General features: G+C 57.6%; 21 protein-coding genes and 1 riboswitch. Of the genes, 12 read left to right on the forward strand and 9 right to left on the reverse strand.

Annotated features, from left to right (window positions below; genetic code table 11):
- Window positions 1-101 precede the first annotated feature (101 nt).
- The 3 genes from PW844_RS04420 to PW844_RS04430 all read right to left on the reverse strand — a co-directional run bounded on the left by PW844_RS04420 (window position 102) and on the right by PW844_RS04430 (window position 3,277).
- Window positions 102-1,061 (reverse strand): 2-hydroxyacid dehydrogenase, encoded by a 960-nt coding sequence (locus tag PW844_RS04420; protein WP_299448328.1) that lies wholly within the window; start codon window positions 1,059-1,061, stop codon window positions 102-104.
- Window positions 1,042-2,436, reverse strand: coding sequence for an MFS transporter (locus PW844_RS04425; RefSeq protein ID WP_299448331.1), 1,395 nt, complete (start codon window positions 2,434-2,436; stop codon window positions 1,042-1,044). Before PW844_RS04425 ends, PW844_RS04420 begins: the two co-directional genes overlap by 20 nt.
- Window positions 2,437-2,770: 334 nt before the next feature.
- Complete coding sequence (locus PW844_RS04430; protein ID WP_299448333.1) at window positions 2,771-3,277, reverse strand: GNAT family N-acetyltransferase; 507 nt, start codon at window positions 3,275-3,277, stop codon at window positions 2,771-2,773.
- A 62-nt stretch (window positions 3,278-3,339) separates the two neighbouring features.
- Here PW844_RS04430 and PW844_RS04435 point away from each other — a divergent pair, with 62 nt between their 5' ends.
- On the forward strand, window positions 3,340-5,172 hold the full coding sequence (locus PW844_RS04435; protein ID WP_299448335.1) for an ABC transporter ATP-binding protein: 1,833 nt from the start codon (window positions 3,340-3,342) through the stop codon (window positions 5,170-5,172).
- On the opposite strand, the gene PW844_RS04440 is transcribed toward PW844_RS04435, so the two are convergent.
- Entirely contained in the window at window positions 5,169-6,284 is a 1,116-nt protein-coding gene (locus PW844_RS04440; protein ID WP_299448337.1) for a GNAT family N-acetyltransferase, read from the reverse strand. The genes PW844_RS04435 and PW844_RS04440 overlap by 4 nt on opposite strands.
- A 124-nt stretch (window positions 6,285-6,408) precedes the next feature.
- Between PW844_RS04440 and PW844_RS04445 the strand changes: the two genes are divergently transcribed.
- The 3 genes from PW844_RS04445 (at window position 6,409) to PW844_RS04455 (ending at window position 8,966) form a co-directional block, all read left to right on the forward strand.
- Window positions 6,409-7,308 (forward strand): LysR family transcriptional regulator, encoded by a 900-nt coding sequence (locus PW844_RS04445; protein WP_299448339.1) that lies wholly within the window; start codon window positions 6,409-6,411, stop codon window positions 7,306-7,308.
- 99 nt (window positions 7,309-7,407) lie between these two features.
- Entirely contained in the window at window positions 7,408-8,349 is a 942-nt protein-coding gene (locus tag PW844_RS04450) for a glutathione S-transferase family protein (protein ID WP_299448341.1), read from the forward strand.
- A gap of 11 nt (window positions 8,350-8,360) precedes the next feature.
- The gene (locus PW844_RS04455; protein WP_299448343.1) at window positions 8,361-8,966 is read left to right on the forward strand and encodes a prolyl oligopeptidase family serine peptidase; all 606 of its coding nucleotides are present in this window, start codon (window positions 8,361-8,363) and stop codon (window positions 8,964-8,966) included.
- Here PW844_RS04455 and PW844_RS04460 read toward each other — a convergent pair.
- On the reverse strand, window positions 8,963-9,778 hold the full coding sequence (locus PW844_RS04460) for a sugar phosphate isomerase/epimerase (protein ID WP_299448345.1): 816 nt from the start codon (window positions 9,776-9,778) through the stop codon (window positions 8,963-8,965). The genes PW844_RS04455 and PW844_RS04460 overlap by 4 nt on opposite strands.
- A 107-nt stretch (window positions 9,779-9,885) precedes the next feature.
- The gene (gene crcB / locus PW844_RS04465; RefSeq protein WP_299448347.1) at window positions 9,886-10,263 is read right to left on the reverse strand and encodes a fluoride efflux transporter CrcB; all 378 of its coding nucleotides are present in this window, start codon (window positions 10,261-10,263) and stop codon (window positions 9,886-9,888) included.
- Window positions 10,264-10,354: 91 nt separating this feature from the next.
- Window positions 10,355-10,430, reverse strand: a riboswitch (Fluoride riboswitch).
- 325 nt (window positions 10,431-10,755) lie between these two features.
- Here crcB and PW844_RS04470 point away from each other — a divergent pair.
- Complete coding sequence (locus PW844_RS04470; protein ID WP_299448349.1) at window positions 10,756-11,673, forward strand: nucleoside hydrolase; 918 nt, start codon at window positions 10,756-10,758, stop codon at window positions 11,671-11,673.
- Window positions 11,674-11,693: 20 nt separating this feature from the next.
- Here PW844_RS04470 and PW844_RS04475 read toward each other — a convergent pair whose 3' ends face one another.
- Window positions 11,694-12,722, reverse strand: coding sequence for a zinc-binding alcohol dehydrogenase family protein (locus tag PW844_RS04475; RefSeq protein ID WP_299448351.1), 1,029 nt, complete (start codon window positions 12,720-12,722; stop codon window positions 11,694-11,696).
- Window positions 12,723-12,857: 135 nt separating this feature from the next.
- On the opposite strand from PW844_RS04475, the gene PW844_RS04480 reads away from it, so the two are divergent.
- Window positions 12,858-13,760, forward strand: coding sequence for a GntR family transcriptional regulator (locus PW844_RS04480; RefSeq protein WP_299448353.1), 903 nt, complete (start codon window positions 12,858-12,860; stop codon window positions 13,758-13,760).
- A 172-nt stretch (window positions 13,761-13,932) separates the two neighbouring features.
- Window positions 13,933-15,285, forward strand: coding sequence for an MFS transporter (locus tag PW844_RS04485; protein WP_299448355.1), 1,353 nt, complete (start codon window positions 13,933-13,935; stop codon window positions 15,283-15,285).
- A gap of 626 nt (window positions 15,286-15,911) precedes the next feature.
- On the opposite strand, the gene PW844_RS04490 is transcribed toward PW844_RS04485, so the two are convergent.
- Window positions 15,912-16,826 (reverse strand): LysR family transcriptional regulator, encoded by a 915-nt coding sequence (locus PW844_RS04490; protein WP_084877729.1) that lies wholly within the window; start codon window positions 16,824-16,826, stop codon window positions 15,912-15,914.
- 2 nt (window positions 16,827-16,828) lie between these two features.
- On the reverse strand, window positions 16,829-17,893 hold the full coding sequence (locus PW844_RS04495; protein WP_299448359.1) for a dipeptidase: 1,065 nt from the start codon (window positions 17,891-17,893) through the stop codon (window positions 16,829-16,831).
- Here PW844_RS04495 and PW844_RS04500 point away from each other — a divergent pair.
- Genes PW844_RS04500 through PW844_RS04520 form a run of 5 tightly spaced genes read left to right on the forward strand, consistent with a single transcriptional unit; the run spans window position 17,892 to window position 22,424 of the window.
- On the forward strand, window positions 17,892-18,056 hold the full coding sequence (locus tag PW844_RS04500) for a hypothetical protein (protein WP_299448361.1): 165 nt from the start codon (window positions 17,892-17,894) through the stop codon (window positions 18,054-18,056). The two genes, PW844_RS04495 and PW844_RS04500, sit on opposite strands and share 2 nt — an antisense overlap.
- Window positions 18,057-18,094: 38 nt before the next feature.
- On the forward strand, window positions 18,095-19,690 hold the full coding sequence (locus PW844_RS04505) for an ABC transporter substrate-binding protein (protein ID WP_299448363.1): 1,596 nt from the start codon (window positions 18,095-18,097) through the stop codon (window positions 19,688-19,690).
- Entirely contained in the window at window positions 19,690-20,700 is a 1,011-nt protein-coding gene (locus PW844_RS04510; protein WP_299448366.1) for an ABC transporter permease, read from the forward strand. Before PW844_RS04505 ends, PW844_RS04510 begins: the two co-directional genes overlap by 1 nt.
- A complete protein-coding gene (locus PW844_RS04515) occupies window positions 20,697-21,596 on the forward strand; it encodes an ABC transporter permease (protein WP_299448368.1) in 900 nt (299 codons plus the stop codon). The genes PW844_RS04510 and PW844_RS04515 overlap by 4 nt, the downstream gene beginning before the upstream one ends.
- The gene (locus PW844_RS04520; protein ID WP_299448370.1) at window positions 21,597-22,424 is read left to right on the forward strand and encodes an ABC transporter ATP-binding protein; all 828 of its coding nucleotides are present in this window, start codon (window positions 21,597-21,599) and stop codon (window positions 22,422-22,424) included.
- Window positions 22,425-22,448 lie beyond the last annotated feature (24 nt).

Raw genomic sequence — 22,448 nt, forward strand, 5'->3', positions numbered from 1 at the left:
ATATCAGTGGATGGTAGAGAGATATCGGCAGCTGAACAAAATTTCTTCAGGCGGTTTTGTGCGATTTACTGGATGGTGCGATAACGGGAGAAGCCATCGCATCACACCACCCTGGTCAGCACCGTTTCTCCCTGGGCAAAGGCCAGCAGGTTTTCAAACACCAAATCCGCCATCGCCGCCATGGTTTCATGGGTGCTGCTGGCGAGATGAGGGGTAATCACCACGTCATCACGCTGGCGTAACGCTTCCGGCACCGCAGGTTCCTGCTCGAAAACATCCAGCCCGGCTCCGGCGATCTCACCGGCCTCCAGCGCGGCGATCAGCGCCTGCTCATCCACCACGCTGCCACGCGCGATGTTGATCAGAAAACCCTGCGGCCCCAGTGCGTGCAACACCTCAGCATTCACCAGATGATGCGTCGCCGCGCCGCCTGGCAGTGTCAGCACCAGAAAATCCGCCCGCTGTGCCAGCGACAACAGGGAGTCGTGACGGGTGTAAGGCACATCCGGGCGCGAGCGCGGGTTGTAGTAATGGATGTCCATATCAAAGGCCTGGGCGCGTTTTGCCAGATCTTTGCCAATGCCACCCAGCCCGACAATGCCACACACTTTGCCGCCTAATTTCGTTGTCAGCGGGTAGCGGCCCTCGCTCTGCCATTTTCCGGCGCGCGTGTAGCGGTCTGCCGCGCTGATGCGCCGCGCCACATCCAGCAACAACGCCATGCCGGTGTCGGCGACGCAGGCGTTAAGCACGCCGGGGGTATTGGTCACCACAATGCCGCGCGCTTGCGCCGCTGCGGTGTCGATGGCATCGTACCCCACGCCATTGCTGCAAATCACTTTCAGATTGGGAAGCTGGCTGATCAATTCAGCGCTGGCCCCCATCAGGGCGTTGCCGCTGGTCACCAGCGCGTCGATTTCCCCACCATGCTGCGCCAGCCAGGCGGCCTGATCATCCTGTTGCCATAGGCGATAAGTGGTGAAATGTGCATCCAGATTATCCTGTAAGCGCGCGGGTAATAACGGTCCCTTCATCAGCACCTTAAATTGCTTTGATACCATCTTCTTTCCCCTGTTTTTTGTAGGATGTGGCGGTTGATTGCTGCTCCTCACCGACACGCTCAATCGGTCCCATCACCAGCCAGAACAGCAACGCGGCCACCACGCAATGCGCGCCAACAAACACCAGGCCGATGCTGTAGCTGCCGGTCACACCCACGATGATGCCAAACAGCAAGGGGGTGAGGAAACCAGCGATATTCCCGATGCCGTTAAAAATGGAGCCTGCCAGGCCCACCGCTTCTTTCGGAGCGGTATCGCTGACCACTGTCCAGGTCCCCGCCCCGGCCGCCACGCCTTTACCAAAGAAGGCAAAGGACATGATGGCGATAATGCCCGCATTGCTCGGGATCACGGCGGCAAGGATTAAGGTCGCGGCCATCAGCATCCCAACGATATAAGGCGTTTTACGCGCCCAGGAGATGCTCCAGCCGCGCGCCAGCAGCTTGTCCGAAATGTAGCCACCGCAGATCCCCCCCGCAAAACCGAACAACGCCGGGGCTATGGTGGCAAACCCGGCATCCAGAATATTCATGCCGCGCGCCTGCACCAGGTAGATGGGAAACCAGGTAATAAAAAAGTAGCTCAGCGCGATGATGCAATACTGGCCGATATAGGCGCACCACAGCATGCGGTTGCTGAGCAGCTTTTTGAACATGGCTTTGCTCAGCGCCGGGCGTGCCTTGAGTGTCTGCTCGGCATCGATATCCACCAGCGCGCCGCCATCAACAATATGACGCAGTTCGTTGGCCGACACCTGCGGGTGCTGCTTCGGACTGCGCATAAAGGCCGCCCAGACAAACACCGCCAGCACGCCAATACCGCCGAGCACGAAAAACGGCCACTCCCAGCCATAACGCGACACCAGCCAGCCCGACAGCGGTGAGAAGATGGCAACGGCGAAGTATTGCGCCGAACTGAACAGCGACGATGCCCGCCCGCGCTCGGCGCTGGGGAACCACATAATCACCACGCGTGCATTGGCCGGAAAGCTGGGAGCTTCAATCAGGCCGAGAACAAAACGCAGCCCAAACATCAGCGCCAGTGCCGCCGTCATACCGCTGGAAAATTCGCCGACAAAGCCCATCGCAATGGTGGAGAGCGACCAGAGTGCCAGCGTTACGCCGTAGACTTTTTTGGTACCAAAGCGGTCGAGGAACAAGCCCCCAGGGATCTGGCCAATCACATAGGCCCAGCTAAAGGCAGAGAGGATCAGGCCCAGCTGGATCGCCGATAAGCCAAATTCTTCTTTGATCGCCGATCCGGAGATCGACAGGATCGAGCGGTCGGCATAGGCCACCACGGAAAGAAACAGGATCAACATCAGCATCCAGATGCGGACATGACTGGTGCGGTTAAGATTTTTTTCTTGCGACATAAGGTGAATTCCCTGGCTGTGGGAGCCTCCTGCCCCGAAATGATGTTTTCAGGAATACCGCTTAATTTTCCCTGTGGAGAAAATATAGAGAGCCAGGACGGTGGAGGTCATTGTGCGGATGAGGGAATTGCACGGTGAATTTCACGCCAGATTTGGCGCATGCCACAAAGGAGGGTGCGGTGCTGCACAGAACCCTGAATTTCCATGCAGCAAAGTGACGGAGTGTGCGCCAGGTCGAGGAAAATACTTCGTGTTGCAACTATGAGCAGGCTAACAGGAAAAACTGCGCGATAAATCGCGCCACTACGCATCAGCGCGATCTGTCGGGCGCAATTTATTGCACCCATTCTTCCCGCAGCACCGACATCACCACAATGTCGTGAAACTCGCCGTTGCGCAGACAGGCTTTACGCCGCACCCCTTCATGCTCAAAACCGATACGCTGGTAAAGACGCAGCGCGCGATGATTATCATGAAACGCTTCCAGCTCAACGCGCTGCACGCCCAGCCAGTTAAAGGCGTAATCAATGCCAGTACGGATCAGTTGCTCACCGATGCCGCGTCCGCTGAACGCCGGATCAACGCTGATACCAAAGCTGATACCGTGGCGTGTGCGGGGACGATGCTCCACAAACAACGTCAGCTCTCCCACCATGGTGCCGTCGATTTCGGCCACAAAGGCAATAAAACCTTCCGCGTCCATTTTCTCGAACTTTTTCTCCCAGGTTGCCAGGCTGGGATAGGGCAATTGTGTGGTCCATTGATAGACTTCTGGCTGGCTATAAAGGCGCTGGTAAGCTGCCGCATCGCGCGGTTCACGACCACGGATAAGCAATTCCATATCGGTTTTCTCCCTAAGTTGCACTAAGCTGAAAGACTCTATGAGACGGAAAGAGTGACGCTATGCTGTATCGCCGTTTTGAACGTTTTATCAATATTTTCCAGGATGCACCAACGGATTCGCCCCCTTCCACTGTCTGGCCGTTTTATCTCTACTATCTACGCCAGGTGTGGCCGAGTTTTATCGCTCTGCTGGTTGTCGGGCTGGCTCAGGCGCTGATCGAAGTGGCGCTGTTCAGCTATCTCAGCCGTATTATCGATCTGGTGAACCATTCGACCCCCGCCACGCTGTTTAGCGACAACTGGCCGGTTTTACTGTGGATGGGCGTCGTGGCGCTGATTCTGCGACCAATCGTGATTGCCGTCCACGACCTGCTGGTGCATCAGAGTATCAACCCCAGCATGACCAGCATGATTCGCTGGCAGCATCACAACTACGTATTACGCCAGAGCCTGAATTTCTTCCAGAACGATTTTGCCGGACGCATCGCCCAGCGCATTATGCAAACCGGCAACTCGCTGCGTGATTCGGCGGTGCAACTGGTCGATGCCATCTGGCACGTACTGATTTATGCCGTCACCTCGCTGGTGCTGTTCGCCGAAGCCGACTGGCGTTTGATGATCCCGCTGATTATCTGGCTGGTGGCCTATAGCCTGTCACTGCGTTACTTCGTGCCGCGCGTGAAGCAACGTTCGGTGGCCTCATCGGAGGCGCGTTCCAAACTGATGGGCACCATTGTTGATGGCTATACCAACATTGCCACCATCAAATTGTTCGCCCACAACGACCTCGAAAAACGTTATGCACGCGAGGCGATTCAGGAGCAAACCGACAAAACCCAGCAAGCCAGCCGTATGGTCACCAGCATGGATATCACGCTGTCGAGCCTGAATGGCCTGCTGATTGTCAGCACCTCCGGGCTGGCGCTGTGGCTGTGGAGCCAGTCGCTGATTAGCGTCGGGGCGATTGCGCTGGCGACCGGCCTGGTGATTCGCCTGGTGAATATGTCAGGCTGGATCATGTGGGTGGTGAACGGCATCTTCGAAAATATCGGCATGGTGCAGGATGGCCTGAACACCATCTCCCAGCCGCTCAGTGTGCAGGACGCACCCGCCGCGAAGAAACTTCAGGTGACACGCGGCCAGATCCGCTATGAAGACGTACGTTTTGATTACGGCAGCGGCCGCCAGGTGATCAATCGCCTCAACCTCAATATCAAACCTGGGGAGAAAATCGGCCTGATCGGCCCGTCGGGTGCCGGAAAATCGACCCTGGTGAATCTGCTGCTGCGGCTGTACGACCTCAATGGCGGCCGCATCATGATTGATGACCAGAACATCGCCAACGTGACCCAGGAAAGCCTGCGCGGCCAGATTGGTATGATCACCCAGGACACCTCGCTGCTGCACCGTTCCATCCGTGAAAACCTGTTGTATGGCCGACCGGATGCCACCGAAGCGGAGCTGATACAAGCCATTCACCGCGCGCGTGCCGACGAGTTTATTCCCTTGCTGTCCGACCCGCAGGGCCGCACCGGGCTGGATGCGCACGTCGGCGAACGCGGCGTGAAGCTGTCTGGCGGCCAGCGCCAGCGTATCGCCATTGCCCGCGTGCTGCTGAAAGATGCACCGATTCTGATTATGGATGAAGCTACCTCGGCGCTGGATTCCGAAGTGGAAGCGGCGATTCAGGAAAGCCTGGAAACCTTAATGCAGGGCAAAACGGTGATCGCCATCGCCCACCGTCTCTCCACCATCGCCAAAATGGATCGCCTGGTGGTGCTGGAGAAAGGTGAAATTGTCGAGATGGGCAACCACCGTGAATTGCTGACTCAGCAGGGCTTGTATGCACGCTTATGGCAGCATCAGACCGGTGGTTTTGTCGGCGTGGATTAATCGCCGCGTCGATACGGCAGGGATTCACGCGCCTCCACCGCCCAGGCGCGCATCCCTGCCCGCTCCTGTTGCAGAAAATCGTCCACTGCGTCACGTAACCCCGGATGGCTGAGATAGTGCCAGGAGTGGGTCAGCTGCGGCTCAAAGCCACGGACCAGCTTGTGCTCGCCCTGCGCCCCCGCATCAAAATGCTGTAACCCTTCCGCGATGACGAAATCCATGCCCTGATAAAAACAGGTTTCGAAGTGCAGCCGATCAAACTCCGCCAGGCAGCCCCAGTAGCGGCCATACAGGGTGTTGTTATCCACCAGACAAAACGCCATCGCCGCCTGCTGCCCCTGCAATGAGGCGATGCACACGCGGATGCTCTGCGGCATACGCTCCGCAAGCAGGCTGAAGAAATCACGCGTCAGGTAAGGCCGCTGACCCCGCACCGCATAGGTGTTGGCGTAGCAGGTGTAGACAAAATCCCACTGGTCTTCGCGCAGCTGATCGCCGCGATACCACTCAAAGGCGAAACCACTGCTGGCAACCTGCTCGCGTTCTTTGCGCAGTTGTTTACGCTTGCGCGACATCAGGGTATCGAGGAAGTCCTGGAAATCACGGTAGCCGCGATTATGCCAGTGATACTGAATGCCAAGACGCGGCAGCCAGTCCTCTGCCTGTGCCAGCAGCCCATTGGCGTGCGGCGTGGTGAAGTTGATATGGGCGCTGCTGAGCCCGTGCTGATGCAGATAATCCGGCAATTGGGCAATTAAACTGGCGGCATCACCCAGTAGCCGAGCGCCGGTCACCGGGCTGAACGGAATCGCGCCAAGCCATTTGGGATAATACGGAATGCCCGCCCGCTGGCAGGCATCGGCCCACGCGTGGTCAAACACGTATTCGCCCCATGAGTTGCGTTTGCGATAACCCGGCAGCGCCGCTCGGATTTCCCCCTGTTCGCGCCAGATCAGGTGATCCGGCTGCCAGCCGCTTTCCGGCCGCACGCTGCCACTCTCTTCCAGCGTGAGCAGAAAAGCGTGGCGTAAAAACGGTTGATCGTCAGGTAATAACGCATCCCAGGCGGCGGCGCTGACGTCCGCCAGTGATGACAGGTGAAGCAAAGACATCCACGGCTCCCGGCCAGATTAAAGGCGAACCTGTAGTCAAACAGGTTTTGCCAGCGGGGAAAAGGTGCAGCGCACCGAATGCCAACCGTTTTATACTCTGGCTTTTACGCCGTCAGGAAGCGCCATGGATCGTCTTGATTGTGACCGCATGTTTGTCGCCGTGCTGGAAGTGGGCAGCTTTGCCGGTGCCGCCGCACGCCTCGGCACCAGCAGCGGCCAGGCCTCGAAGCTGGTTTCAAAACTGGAGCAGGAACTCGGCGTGCAGCTGTTCAAACGCAGCACGCGTGCACTGTCCCCCACCGAGGTGGGCCGGGCCTATTACGAACGGGTGAAAAGCCTGCTGGAAGCCTTTGATACGCTGGATGCCACGGTGCGCGAAAGCGCCACCACCCCCACCGGTCGCCTGAAAATCAGCGCGCCCGGCACCTTCGGCACCGCCGTGCTCGCCAGCGTGCTGGTGGAGTTTGCCCGTACCTATCCGTTGATTGAACTGGACGTGAACTTCTCCGATCGTGCAGTAAATATCGTCGATGAAGGGTTCGATATGGCGATTCGCATCGGTAAGCTGGACGACAGCAGCCTGATTGCCCGTCGCCTGGGTGATGTGCCGGTACGCGTGGCGGCCTCACCCAGCTACCTGCAACAGCATGGTACACCGCAGCACTGGCGCGATCTGGCAGCTCATCAATGTATCAGTGACACCAATTTCCGCGATCCCTGGCACTGGCCGTTCGTCACGCCATGCGGCGATAGCGTCAATATGCCAATTCGCGGTCGGTTGTGTTTTTCCAATACCGAAGCCTGTATGCAGGCGGCACTGGCCGGGCTGGGCATTGCACGCCTGCCGGGTTTTATCGCCGCCCCGGCCTTGCAGCGCGGTGAGATCGTCTCGCTGCTCGATGCCTTCGCCACCCCACCGCTCGGCCTGTTTGCCCTCTACCCGCACGCCCGTCATCTGGCGCAGAAAACCCGCCTGTTGATCGACTTCCTGGCCGATCATTTCCGTCATCATCCGCCGGGCTGATTCCTTCCATATTGGAAGGAATCAAAGCCATTTTGCCCGGATTATCACCCATCTGCTCAACGGGTAAGCTAACCAGCATCACCACAGAGGAGCAGAGCGATGTTGGTAAACGGTAAGTGGAGCGCAGAGTGGCATCCGGTGCAGGCCACCGATAAACAGGGCGGCTTTGTCCGTCAGACATCCAGTTTTCGTCACTGGATCAGCAACGACGGATCGACCGAATTTGCCGCCGAGCCAGATCGCTATCATCTGTATGTGGCGCTGATTTGTCCGTGGGCCTCACGCACCCTGATTGCCCGCAGCCTGAAAGGGCTGGAGCAGGTGATTAGCGTATCGGTGGTGGAACCGCAGCTTGGTGAGCAGGGCTGGCATTTCGGCGATTATCCCGGTGCCAATCGCGATACCCTGAACAACGCCGAATACCTGCATGAACTCTATACCCGTGCCGCTGCTGATTTCACTGGCCGCGCCACCGTCCCGGTGTTGTGGGATAAAAAGACCCAGACCATCGTGAATAACGAATCCGCTGATATCCTGCGTATGCTGAACAGCGGTTTTGGATCCCTGGCCGATAACAGCATCGATCTTTATCCGGCGGATCTGCAAAGCGAGATCGACGCTCTGAATGAATCGATCTACCCACGCCTGAATAACGGCGTGTATCGCACCGGTTTCGCCACCACGCAAATCAGCTACCAGCAGGCGTTTCATGATGTCTTCAGCCAGCTGGATGAGCTGGAAGAACGGCTGAGTGACGGGCGTACCTTCCTGCTGGGCGAGCAGCTGACGGAAGCGGATATTCGCCTGTTTGTCACGCTGATCCGCTTTGACGCCGCGTACCACGGGCTGTTCAAATGCAACCTGCGTCGCCTGCGCGACTATCCGCAGCTCAATCGTTACCTGAAGAGTATGCTGGCAGTTTCTGGCGTGCGTCAGACAGTGAATATCGACCATATCAAACAGGGTTACTATTCAATCAAGGCACTGAATCCGAATGGTATTGTGCCGGTTGGCCCGGATATGGCGGAATACGGTTTTTAAGGAGCAGCAAGATGGCAAAAGCGTTAGTGATTTTTCTCCACGGCGTTGGCAGTAATGGCGCTGACCTGGCGGGACTTGGCCAGCACTGGGCCAGCGTGTTACCGGATGTGGCGTTCGCCTCGCCGAATGCCCCGATGCCGTTCGAACACGGTATGGGTTATCAGTGGTTCAGCCTGAACGGCGTCACCACGGAAAATCGTCCGGCGCGGGTCCGTGAAGCGCGGGCCGCGTTTGATGCCACGCTGCAACCGCTGATGGCGCAGCATGGGTTTACCGATGCCTGGGATAAAGTGATTCTGGTGGGATTCTCGCAGGGTTCGATCATGGCACTCGATGCGCTGGCAGCAGGCCGCCATCCGCTGGCGGGCGTGGTGGCGTTCTCGGGCCGTCTGGCGTTCGATGGCGCATTGACACCGCAGCCGCATACGCCCGCCCTGTTGATTCACGGCCATGCTGACGGGGTGATTCCGTGGACCGAAAGCGAATCTGCCGCGCAGCGCCTGAAATCTGCCGGTGTGACGGTGGAGACTCGCTTCGAACCGACCACCGGTCATACCATTTCGTCGCAGGGCGCAATGGAGGCAGCCGCCTTTATCGCCCAATGCTTGCAGGATTAAGGCCAGTAGCGATTCAGCGCTGCCCAGGCCTGTTGTGCAGCCACAGCCGGTGGCTGCGCTTTTAATGCATCGTTAAACACTTCAATGCCGACCGGGCCGTTATAGCCCGCGCTTTTCAACTTATCGACAAAACGCTCCACCTCGATGATACCGTCGCCAGGCAGTAAACGCTGGTGGCGTGCCATATCGATAATGGCGTCGTTATTCTGCGGCGGCAGCACCGCCATATCGCACAGCTGAACTTCATAGATACGATCGGCGGGGATACCATCGAGTTGCGCCGCATCGCCCCCCAGGGCGCAGATGTGGAACAGATCGACCACCAGACCGATATTGGGTTGATCCAGCCGTTGCAGCCGCTCCCACGCCAGCGGCAGGGTGTTATCGACGCTGCACCACGCCATTGGCTCGTACATAATTCGCATCTTATGACGCGCCGCTTCCGAGGCCATCCAGCGCAGATCTTCATCGATACGATCGGCCAGGCAATCTTCCCGCGTGGTAGCCGGAGCCTGAATGGTGTCGCAGCCCAGCGCCTGGGCAATCTGAATAAACTGACGCAATTCTTCGCGCTTTTGCAGACGTTCACGATCCGGCGCACCGGTGAAGTCGCGTAATACCTGCAAATTGGTAAACCGGAGTTGCTGCTCTGCGGCCAATTGCGCCAGCGCCAGCGTCCCCTGTGCGCTGGCCTGTACATCTTCACGCCAGATTTCAACCTGATCAAAGCCAGCCGCACGCGCCGCACGCAATTTCTGTTCTGGCTCACCGTTTAACAACACCAGGTTAAGGAATTTGGGGTGACTACTCATCAACGGGCTCCTTAATCGTCCGGATAAATCGGTGACAAATTCTGTGCGTCACGCGCACAGAACTCTGACCAGTATCTACCTCTTAATGGTTATTTCAAGCGTGCTGTTTATCCTAAGAGATTGACCACGGCAAATCCGGCGAAGGTCATCAGTAAAGAACCAATCACATGCACCATCACGCTCGACATGGCCCAGAAATATTTCCCCGTCTGTAACAGCACCACAATTTCGGCTGAAAAGGTGGAAAAGGTCGTGAGGCCGCCGCACAGGCCGGTGACAATCAGCAATTTCCATACCGGGTCGAGGTGAGGATTCTTTAAAAACCATGCCATCGCAGCACCAATAATAAACCCACCCGCCAGATTCACCAGCAAGGTGCCAGGCGGTAGATTGGGAAACAACGTATTAAAGCGGAGAGAAATCAACCAGCGCAGTGAACAGCCAATAGCACCACCGAGCATAACGGCCAACAGCGATTTCAACATAAATGTGTAGCTCCTGAGATGAGAAACGCGCAGGGCCGCGGCAGGACAGAAAAACACCTGACACACCGCCGTCTCCCGCGCAGGGATACGTGTGTTGTCAGGCGTCATCAGCCGTCTGTTGCCAGAACGGCGGTTGGGGAAGGTGGCACGCCATCACCTTAGGGGGGTGATAATACGATGGCTAATGCTGGCAGACAATATGTGACTGGCAATAGGGGCTTAGGTAAAAAGACAATTTAATAGTTCTTCACGAGTCATACCACGATGAGTGAACCGATCATGTTCGGAAATAGAAAGCAGCCTGATCACATCAAATGCGCCCTTAAGTCTTTTTTGGAGATACGTTGAGGATAAGACGGCAGGTTGCAATCTGGGTAAAACTGCCTGTGTGTATCAAAGCCTGCTGATCTTCATCTTGTTCTCCTTCACGTTCGCACCTTCGCAATCACCCATTTTTGTTTTACCTTGCCAGAAAACGAACTGGAGATCCCCATGCGCACCCTGATTTTTGATACTGATATCGGCGTGGATGACGCCTTTGCGCTGGCCTATGCCGCGCGCACTCAGCATTTGCTGGGCATCACCACGGTGTTTGGCAATGTTGCGGTGGGTCAGGCGGTAAAAAATGCCCGGCTGTTTTGCGAGAAGATGGGGATTGATGCGCCGGTCTATCGCGGCTGTTCACGCCCGCTGGCGCTGGCTCCGTCGGCCCCGGCGCGTCTGCATGGCGAAGACGGTCTGGGTGATGCCTTTACCAATCCCCATAGCGACCAGGCCCCCAGCGCAGTGCAATTTATTATCGACAGCGTGCGCGCCCGTCCACACGCCATCACCCTGGTGGCGATTGGCCCGCTGACCAACATCGCCAGCGCGATTAATCAGGCACCGGATATTATTCCGCTGGTGAAAGAACTGGTGATTATGGGCGGTGCGTTTGGCACCGACGGCCACAGCGGTAACGTCACGCCTTTCGCGGAATTCAATATCTGGAAGGACCCGCATGCCGCCGATCAGGTGCTGGCATCAAAGCTGCCAGTGGTGGTGGTGCCGCTGGATGTCACCCATAAGGTGTTGATTACCGGTGCAGAAGTGCGGCAGCTCAATCAGCCGGTGCTGAGCGCCATCTGCCGTCCGTATCTGGCATATAGCCTGGAGAAAGAAGGATTTGATGGCATGGCGCTGCACGACACGCTGACCCTTTCCTGGCTGGCGCTGCCGCATGCTTTCCACCTGACGGAAGCGCCGGTACGGGTGGTGACCGAGGGCATCAGCAGCGGCCAAACGCTGCGCCGCCTGAACGCCCTCGCCTCTCGTCATGACCCTTTCGCCGGGTTGCGTGCGCAGCGCCTGTGTCTGGGGGTAGAAGCTGACGCGGTGCGCCAGCACTTTTTCGCCACCTTGCAGGCTTAACGCTTTTGTAGCGGCGCGATTTATCGCGCGAAGTGAATAACGCCTTTGATTAACTCGCGGTTGTTAATCACATCAGGTTCAAAGGTTTCCGCCAGGGTGGAGAAATCATAATGACGATTGAGCATCATGTCGGCACGTAGCTGGCCCGTTGCCATCAGTTCGCGCACTGTATCGAAATCTTCGCGTGTGGCGTTACGGCTACCCATCAGCGTGGTTTCTTTTTTGTGGAACTCGGTATCCGGGATCACCAAATCGCCTTTGTGCAGACCGACAAACACGATGGTGCCACCGTGACGGATCAGTTTCACCGCGCCGTTCATCGCCGCCGGGCTGCCGGTGGCGTCAATCACCTTCGCCGCCAGTCGGCCACCAAACTGCGCGCGCAGGGTGGCATCAAAATCCGCATCCAGCGGGTTGATGGTGGTCAGATTAAGATGTTGCGTGACATGCGTCCGCCGTTGTTCGCTGGTATCGGCAACCACCACTTGCGCCCCTGCGGCGGCAGCGATGGCAGCAACCCCGAGGCCAATGGGTCCGGCTCCGACCACCAGCACCTGTTCATCTGCCGCCACGGCCGCCCGACGTATCGCGTGTGCGCTGATGGCAAAAGGTTCGATGAGGGCTGCGGCTTCTACCGCCACATCATCCACCGCCAGTAAGTTGTTTTGCGGCACGCTGAGTAGCTCACAGAAGCCACCATCCTGATGCACGCCAATCACCGAAATGTTTTCACAGCAGTTGGTTTTGCCACTCTGGCAGGCATCGCACTGCTGGCAGGAAACATAAGGGATCAGCGCCACGCGCTGGCCGGGGCTAAAACCGCTGGCCGCATTGCCCAGCGCCACCACTTCGCCACACAGCTCATGGCCCAGCACGCGCGGATAGCTAAAGAACGGCTGATTCCCCGCCCAGGCGTGAATATCGGTGCCGCAAATCCCGGCGGTAATCGGTTTGATCAGGACCTCGTGTGCTGCGGGGGTCGGTCTGGGGCGCTGCTGCCACACCATGCTGCGGGGTTCCATTACCACCAGAGTTTTCATACTTGTCATAGGTTTCTCCTGTGCTGATGTCGCAGTTATGGCGAAAATCGATGTTAACGGCTTGTTGCGCACACGGAAGTGTGAAGTAACACGATTTTTTTGGGCTTTCGATGGTTTTTAATAAATAAAAAACCGGAGCCTGCTATGAGCCGAAGCCAGAATCTGCGCCAGAACGTGATCAACCAAATGCTGGAAGGTATTGCCCAGCGCCATATTCGTTCACCCTTACCACCGCAGGCGGCACTGGCGGAAATGTTCAATATCAGCCGTACCACGGTGCGCCATACCCTGCATTACCTGCATCAGCGTGGTGTGCTGGAAAAGGTGGATGAGACTTACGTCATCGTGCGTGATCCTGGCGACGAGGACGGTTTCAGCGCTCTCACCCCGCCGATCGAGCAGCAGGCGGCGCAATTTGAGCAAACGTTTTTTAATCTGATCAACCAGCGGCTGCTGATGCCAGGCGATACCTTTACCGAGCTGCAACTGGCGCAGCGGGTGAAGGTCAGTCCGGTGGTGGTGCGGGAATTTCTGCTGCGGTTTATGCGCTACAACCTGCTGGAACCGGTAAAACGCGGCCAGTGGCGCATGAAGAAGTTCGATCAGGATTACGCGGAGAAGCTGTTTGAACTGCGTGAAATGTTAGAAACCCATGCGCTGAACCGTTTTCTCAATCTTCCCTCGCATGACGAGCGCTGGATTCAGGCGCGTGATTTGCTTGACCGCCATCGCGCGATGCGTGACACCATCGCCAGCGATTATCGCCACTTCGCCGCACTGGATAAGGAGATGCATTCACTGATCCTTTCCGCTGCCAATAACCCGTTTTTCAATCAGTCGCTGGAGATCATCTCGGTGATTTTTCATTCACATTATCAATGGGATGAGAGTGATTTGAAGCAGCGAAATATTGTGGCGCTGGAGGAGCATATGGCGATTCTCACCGCGCTGATTAGCCGCCAGGATGTGGAAGCCCTGTGCGCCCTGCACACCCATCTTGGTACTGCTAAGAGCTCAATGATCCGCTCAATTCGTCAGTACAATTAAAAACCGATTAAAAACCACAAATCATTAGCTCCCGCACGAATCAGAAACATCTTTGCAACATCCTGTCACCTTTGCTTCTAGTCTCGAGCCATCTGTTGAGGTCGCATCTGTTGGCGACCACAGAATCCCACACTGACTGATAACGATAAGTACCCAGCTCCGGGAGGTTGCAATGGAAAATACATCAGCTCGTGGTCGCGAGACAGCGCCAGCCCCAGCCGCAGATGGACGTGATTTCGTCCCCGCCCGCGGCGATGTGGTGCGCTCACCGCGCATCAAAAAGATTCAGATGACAGCGATGTTGTTGTTGCTGTTTGCCGCCATCATTAACTATCTCGACCGCAGTTCACTGTCGGTGGCCAATATGACCATTCGCGGTGAGCTGGGTCTGTCCGCCACCGAGATTGGTGTACTGCTGTCGGCGTTTTCGCTGGCTTACGGTCTGGCGCAGCTGCCATGTGGAGCGCTGCTGGATCGCAAAGGTCCACGCATCATGCTGGCACTGGGGATGTTCTTCTGGTCGCTGTTCCAGGCGGCAGCGGGGATGGTGCATAACTTTACCCAGTTTATCCTGGTGCGCATCGGCCTCGGCATTGGCGAAGCGCCGATGAACCCGTGCGGCGTGAAGGTAATTAACGACTGGTTCAACATTAAAGATCGCGGCATGCCAATGGGGATGTTTAACGCCGCTTCGATGATTGGCCTGTCTATCGCCCCGCCGATTCTGGCGGCGATGATGCTGGTACTGGGCTGGCGTGGCATGTTTGTTACCATCGGCGTGCTGGGTATGTTCCTCGCTATCGGCTGGTATCTGGCTTATCGCAACCGTGATAACAGCAAGCTGAGCGCAGAAGAGATTCACTATTTGCAGGCGGGCAGTGTCGCGTCACGTAAAGAACCGATTAGCTTTGCCGAGTGGCGCGGGCTGTTTAAGCAACGCACCATGTGGGGCATGATGATTGGTTTCAGCGGCATCAACTACACCGCGTGGTTGTATATCGCCTGGCTGCCGGGTTACCTGCAATCTACCTATAACCTCGACCTGAAAAGCACCGGTTTGCTGGCAGCGATTCCGTTCCTGTTTGGTGCGGCGGGTATGCTGCTGAACGGTTATGTGGTGGATGCGCTGGTCCGTCGCGGTATGGACGCGGTGAAGGTGCGTAAAGTGAGTATCGTCAGCGGCATGTTGCTGTCTGCGGCGTTCACTGCCTTCGTAACCCGCGCCACCGACACCACCAGCGCGGTGACGTTAATCGGGATGGCGCTGTTTTGTATCCATTTTGCCGGTACATCCTGCTGGGGGTTGATTCACGCGAACGTTACCGCTCGCATGACCGCTTCGGTCGGCAGTATTCAAAACTTTGCCAGCTTTGTGTTTGCGTCGTTCGCTCCGGTGATCACCGGCTGGGTACTGGATACCACGAAATCTTTCAGCCTGGCGCTGATGATTTGTGCCGGTGTGACGGTGGTGGGAGCACTGGCCTATCTGCTGCTGGTGCGGAAGCCGATTACCGATGGGGTTTGATGGTTCCGCCAGCAGCGGTTTGGCTCCGCAGGGGTTCCGCCCGCCAGGCTTTAGGCAGTTTCAGGGCCGCCTGTGCAGGCGGACGGGCAAAGGTCCGAGGGCGCGGACCTTTGCAATCCGCGCCCTGCGGCGTCCTCGCGCAGCGCTTCGCGCTGTTCCCTCGCTTATCACTCAGGCCTGACGGACCGCGCGGATTCGCCATCCATGGCTCATGCCGCCCTCTCGCCGCATCCATGCGGCTCGTCCTGGCCTTCCCTCTGCGCTCGGCGCTGCGAATGCCGCCAACACCCCCGCCTGCAAGACCATCGAATAAAAACCAACAGCAAAAGAAAAAAACATAGACCGGCATGGCTGGGGCAGCGGGGGTGTGAGCGCCATCCGAACTCGCTGAGCGCGGGAACGATTTCAGGGTGAGCCGCATGGATGCGGCGAAAGGCGGCGTTGAGCAGGAGCGAATCGACGCCGGTCCGTCGGAAGCGTGAGTAAGCGAAGGGACCGCGAAGCGGCGAGGCAGGCAGCGCAAGGCTGGGGAATGCAAAGGGGACGGCCAGGTACCCTTTGCTCGGTCGCCGCACTGGCGAACTGAAACTACCTAAGTCAGTAGCGAACGAAATTACACCGAGGCGCTACGGATTCACCGTAAAAAACCTCGACTCACACTGCCGTGCAATCTCCCACAACTTATTTCTAATCACCTGCTTCAGCTGCAAAGTCGATTGCGACTGCGGCCGATCGCGGCGGCTAATCAGCATCACCTCAAACGGCAGCGGCTGCGCCACCGGCAGCAGCTTGAGCTGATCGGCATAGCGACAAGCGGTGAACAGATCCACCACCCCCACGCCGCCGCCCGCCAGCACCATATCGGCAATCACGGAATAGGTTTTAATCGACAGCGATACCGCCGGTGTCAGCCCTTTATCGCGCAGCGCCCGGTGCAGCACCCGACCTAGAGGGTCCTGACTTTGCATCATCAGCAGATTATTGGCACACAGCCATTCGAGCGTGACCGGTTCGTTGTGGGTGTGATCCCGTGGCAGCAAGGCTACCATCGAGGATTGAAACAGCGGCTCGGCCAGCAGGTTAGCATCAACCTGCTGACCAAACACCAGCGCGAAATCGAGCTGATTTTCGAGAATGCTGCGGCACAGGGTGCTGAAATGTTCGGTGACCAGTTCTACGCTGACCGATGCGGCCTGCTGTCGCCAGGTCACCAGCGCCGGAGCCAGCACCATCTGACCAAACGCATGGGCGGCCCCCACGCGTACCGTCTGCCCTTCGCCACGTCGCAGCTGCTCCGTCAGTTGCGTAATCGCCTGCAACCTTTGATACAGCTCCTCCACTTCCGGCAGCAAACGCCGACCTTCCGCCGTGACGATCATCCCCTGCGCCCGCCGCTCAAACAGCGCAAAACCGAGCTGTTGCTCGGCGTGATTCAGCACCCGGCTGACATTCGGCTGCGAGACATTGAGCAGGCGCGCGGCACCGCTGATGCTGCCGCTCTGCACTATCGCCTGAAACACCTCAATATGTCGCAATCGCATGATTATTCGCCCCAGGTCGCTTCGAGCACGCGCAGCCAGTTGCCATAACAAATCTTCTCCAGCAACGCCTGCGAATAGCCACGCGCTGCCAGGGCAGCCACCAGTAGCGGGAAACCAGCCACATCTTTCATGTCGCCCGGCATGGTCGCACCATCGAGGTCGGAACCAAAACCGACTCCGTCCTCACCCACTTTTTCCATCAGGTACTCCACGTGACGCACGATGGCATCGACCGTGGTCGGAGCATGGCGATCGCCATCTTCACGCAGGAACGGCACCGCAAAGTTAACCCCCACAAACCCCTGGGTTTCGGCAATCGCTGCCAGCTGACGATCGGTGAGGTTACGTGACTGGGCGCTTAACACATGAGCATTGGAGTGGCTCGCCACCAACGGCGCATCGCTGATGTCGGCGGTATGCCAGAACCCTTTTTCATCCATGTGCGACAGGTCAACCATGATGCGGCGCTGATTACAGTCGCGCACCAGCTGCTTGCCCGCCGGCGTCAGGCCGTTGCCAATATCTGGTGAAGAGGGGTAACGGAACGGCACGCCATCACCAAACTGATTAGGACGGCTCCACAACGGCCCGAGGGTGCGTAAACCGCTGGCGTAGAGGATATCCAGCAGCTCGCCGTGAGTATCCAGCGCTTCCGCTCCTTCAATATGCATCACCACGGCCAGCACGTTGTTGGCCATGCACTGACGAATCTCCCGCACGCTGCGACAAATCTTCACCTGCCCCTGCGACGCCTGCTCAATACGCAACAGCAAAGCCAGCATGGAAAAGGTGGCATCGCGTGCAGTGCCAACAATTTCTTCAGGAAATTCTGAGAGGTCTGGCGCACTTCTTGCAACTAGCGGGTGTGATGGCACCCAGGTGGCAAAAATCCCACCTACCATATTTCCCTGGCGGATGCGGGGAAAGTCCATCTGCCCCGATTCGGTGCCATTCAGGAAAGCATTTACCGCGTCAGGCTGATGGTGCTGCCACAGTTTGTTCAGGACATCGTTATGACCATCAAAAACCGGGATGGAAAGCCGGTTGGCGTTACGCAAGTCAGACATGTTGTACCCATTTCATGTGCAGGAGAAAGCGCAAGCGCTGCCAGCTGGCGGAGCAAAACGCACCAAAATGAGGCAAGCGCCTGAGCGTGAAACAAAAGGCTTAATGCCTGTTATTAATCCCCCTGCACCGCAGGAAAGTCAAGACAAAAAACAGCAAAAATAAAATATTTTATTTTAATAATCAATAAGTTGGGAGTTTACATGGTTACCAGAAGACGTTTTCTTGCAGGATGCACCGCCGTACCGTTCCTTTCGTATCTCAGCCTTAATTCTGCCTTCGGTGCCACCCCGCCCAGCATGCTGGTGATGGCGATGCAGTTGGACAACATCACCAGCCTCGATCCGCACGAAAGTTTTGAAGCTATCGGCGGCCAGATCTGCGGCAACCTTTACCAGAAGCTGGTGATGCCCGATCCGCAGCAGGCCGACAAAGTGATTGGCGCACTGGCCAAAAGCTGGGATGCCAGCAGCGACAATAGCGTTTACACCTTCCATCTCGATCCGGCGGCAAAATTTGCCGATGGCTCACCGGTGACCGCCGAAGATGTGGCTTTCTCCATCGAACGTATCGTAAAACTGGATAAAAGCCCGGCATTTATTATCAACCAGTTTGGCTTCACCAAAGACAACGTCACCCAGCTGGTGACGGCGAAAGATACCCACACGGTGGAGATGAAACTGGGCGCACCGGCCGCCGAGACGTTCCTGTTGTATTGCCTGTCAGCCACTGTCGGCAGCATCGTGTCGAAGAAAGCCTGTCTGGCGAACCAGCAAAACAACGATTTCGGCAACGGCTGGCTGAAACAGCACAGCGCCGGTTCTGGTGCCTTTACCCTGCGCACCTGGAACGCCAGCGAAACGGTGATTCTGGAACTCAGCCCGCAGTTTAGCGGCGAGAGCAAAATCAAACGTGTGATCCTGAAACACATCGCCGACCCGGCAGCACAGGCGCTGATGGTGCAAAAAGGTGACGTGGATGTGGCCTATGACCTGACCACCGAACAATTGTTGCAGGTGAAAGACGACCCGAAACTGTCGCTGGTGAATCAGTCGCTCTCCGCCATTATGCTGATGTCGTGCAACACCAATAACCCGTACCTGAAAAAACCGCAGGTATGGCAGGCACTGAAATGGGCGCTGGATTATGACAGCATCCAGAAAAACATTCTGTCGATGAGTTTTACCACTCACCAAAGTTTCCTGCCGAGCGGCTTCCCGGCAGCGCTGGACGATACGCCGTTCCACAAAGATCTCAGCAAAGCCAAAGCGCTACTGGCGGAAGCGGGTTATCCGGATGGCTTCGAAATCACCCTTGATCACTACTCGATGCAGCCGTACCCGGATATCGCGCAGGCGATTCAGACTCAGCTGGGCGCGATTGGCATCAAGGTGTCACTGATTGCCGCCGAAAACCGTCAGGTGCTGACCAAAATGCGCGCCCGTCAGCATCAGCTGGCCCTTACCGTGTGGGGCGCGGATTATTTCGATCCTAACTCCAACACCGAAGCCTTCTGCGTCAACACCGACAACAGCGACAACGCGCGCAACCGTACGCTGGCCTGGCGTTGCAGCTGGTCTGACGATGAGTTCAACAAGCTGACCGAGCAGGCACTGCACGAACCGGATGCGGCCAAACGTATCGCCCTGTATCACCAGATTCAGCAACTGGGGCGTGAGAAGAGTCCGTTTATCTACATGATGCAGAGAACACGCAACACGGTCTGTGGCAAAAATATCAGTGATGTCCACATGACGGTACTGGAGCAGTGGCCGTATGAGCAGGTGAAAAAAGCCTGATGCCGTTACTGAAGAAAATCGTCAGCACCCTGAGCAGCCTGGTGCTGACGCTGTTTGGCCTGTCGGTTTTGACCTTTTTCATTGGCCGCGTGATGCCCACCGATCCGGTGCTGGCAGCGGTCGGTGATAACGCGCCCCAGTCGGTGGTAGAGCGCGTGCGTGCGGAGATGGGGCTGGATCAGCCCCTTTACATCCAGTTTGGTCATTACCTCAATCAGCTGTTACATGGCGATCTCGGCAAATCGATTCTGACCTCCAACCCGGTCACCACCGATATCGCCCGTTTCTTCCCTGCCACCATGGAGCTGGCGACCGCCGCGATTATTATCGCCGCGCTGGCAGGCATCCCGCTTGGCGTGTGGGCGGCGGTACGCCAGAGCACCTGGGTGGATCAAACCATCCGTGTGATTTGCCTCGCCGGTCATTCGCTGCCGGTGTTCGTGCTGGCGCTCCTGAGCCTGCTGGTGTTCTACGCAGTGCTGGGTATTGCGCCGGGGCCGGGGCGGCAGGACATCATCTGGCAGGATATGGTGCCGCAGGTCACCGGCTTTCTCACCATCGATTCCCTGCTGGCGGGAGAATATGACGCCTTCCGCGATGCGCTGGCCCACATGGTGCAGCCGGTGTTAATCCTCGCTTATTTCAGCATGGCTTACATCACGCGTATGACACGAACCTTTATGCTCAACGCCCTGAGCGGCGAGTTTGTCATCACCGCGCGCGCCAAAGGTCTGTCTTCACGCCGCGTGATTTGGCGACATGCGTTTCCCACCGTGGCGGTGCAGCTGGTGACGGTGCTGGCGTTGACCTACGCCGGACTGCTGGAAGGCGCGGTGGTAACGGAAAACGTCTTTGCCTGGCCGGGCCTTGGGCAGTATCTCACCACCTCGCTGATGAACGCCGATATGAACCCGGTGGTCGGCTCGACCCTGCTGGTGGGCACCGTGTATGTGCTGCTCAACCAGCTGGCTGACATTCTCTATCGACTTTGGGACCCACGCGTAAAATGATCTTTTTCTCTCGTGACTGGCTGCTTGATGACACCCCCGCCAACCGCCGTCAGGCGGTGTGGGGCCGTCGTTATCGCCTGTGGCTTAGCCTGCGCAGCAACACGCTGGCGATGGCGGGTCTGCTGGTGATTTTACTGATGCTGCTGCTGGCGCTATTTGCTCCGCTGCTGACGCCATTCGATCCCGGCACCCAGCATCTCGATAATCGTCTGGCCCTGCCATCGCTGACGCACTGGCTCGGTACCGATGAGCTGGGACGCGATGTCTGGACGCGGATTATCTATGGCGGACGCACCACGCTCGGCATGGTGATTGCCGTGGTGCTGCTGACGGCCCCGTTGGGGCTGCTGATTGGCTGTATCGCCGGTTATGCCGGAGGGATTGTCGATAAGGCGCTGATGCGTCTGACCGACATCTTCCTTGCCTTCCCGCGTTTGATTCTGGCGCTGGCGTTTGTTGCCGCCCTGAAGCCCGGTGTGGAGAGCGCGGTGCTGGCGATCGCCCTCACCGCCTGGCCGCCGTATGCGCGTCTGGCGCGTGCCGAGACCCTGCAATTTCGCCACAGCGATTTTATCGCCGCCAGCCGCCTGACCGGTGCGTCACCGCTGCGCATTATCCTGCGTCATATCATGCCGTTGTGCGTGCCCAGCCTGATTGTGCGCGTCACCCTCGACATGAGCGCCATCATCATCACTGCCGCCAGCCTCGGCTTTCTCGGCATGGGGGCGCAGCCACCCTCGCCGGAATGGGGCACGATGATCGCCACCGCCCGCCGTTTTCTGTTCAGTCAATGGTGGGTGCCGCTGATGCCCTGCATCGCGATTTTCCTGACGTCGCTGGCGTTTAACTTTCTTGGCGACGGTCTGCGCGACGTGCTGGACCCGAAGGAGCGCTAAATGCTGGTGGAAATTGACAACCTGCGCATTGCCTTTCGCAATCGTACAGAAACCTTTGAAGCAGTGCGTGGCGTCAGCTTTAGCGTGGGACGCGAGAAGTTCGCCATCGTTGGCGAAAGCGGTTCCGGCAAGTCACTGACGGCGCGCAGCCTGATGCAGCTGCTGCCGGGCAATGCTGAGGTGACGGCGGATGTGCTGCGCTTTGACGGCATCGACCTGCGCGGTGCCAGCGAGAAAGTGCTGCGGCAGATTCGCGGCAAGCGCGTCGGTTTTATTTTGCAGGACCCGAAATATTCGCTCAATCCGGTGATGACCATCGGCCAGCAGATTGCCGAAGCCTGGCGTGAGCATAAAGGCGGCAGCAAAAAAGCGGCGATGCAGGCGGCGATTGGCTTGCTGGAACAGGTGAAAATCCGCGATCCCGCCCTGGTAGCGAAGCGCTACCCGCACGAAGTATCCGGCGGCATGGGCCAGCGCGTGATGATTGCCATGATGCTGGCACCGGACCCGGAATTGCTGATCGCCGATGAACCCACCAGCGCGCTGGATGCCACGGTACAGGCGGAGATCCTGCGGCTGATTGACGATCTGGTTTCAGCACGCGGCATGGGGTTAATCCTGATCAGCCACGATCTGCCGCTGGTGTCGCATTTCTGCGATCGCGTGGCGGTGATGTACGCCGGACGTATCGTCGAGCTACTGGATGCCGGGCAGCTGCAACAGGCGCAGCATCCCTATACCCGCGGCCTGCTGGCTTGCCTGCCGTCGCTGCGTCATCCGCGTGAGCGGTTGCCGGTGTTGCAGCGTGACGCGGCGTGGCGGGATTAATAACGTATTTGTACGAGCAAAACA

This window comes from Pantoea sp. (genome assembly GCF_028283705.1).
Taxonomy (GTDB): Bacteria; Pseudomonadota; Gammaproteobacteria; order Enterobacterales; family Enterobacteriaceae; genus Pantoea.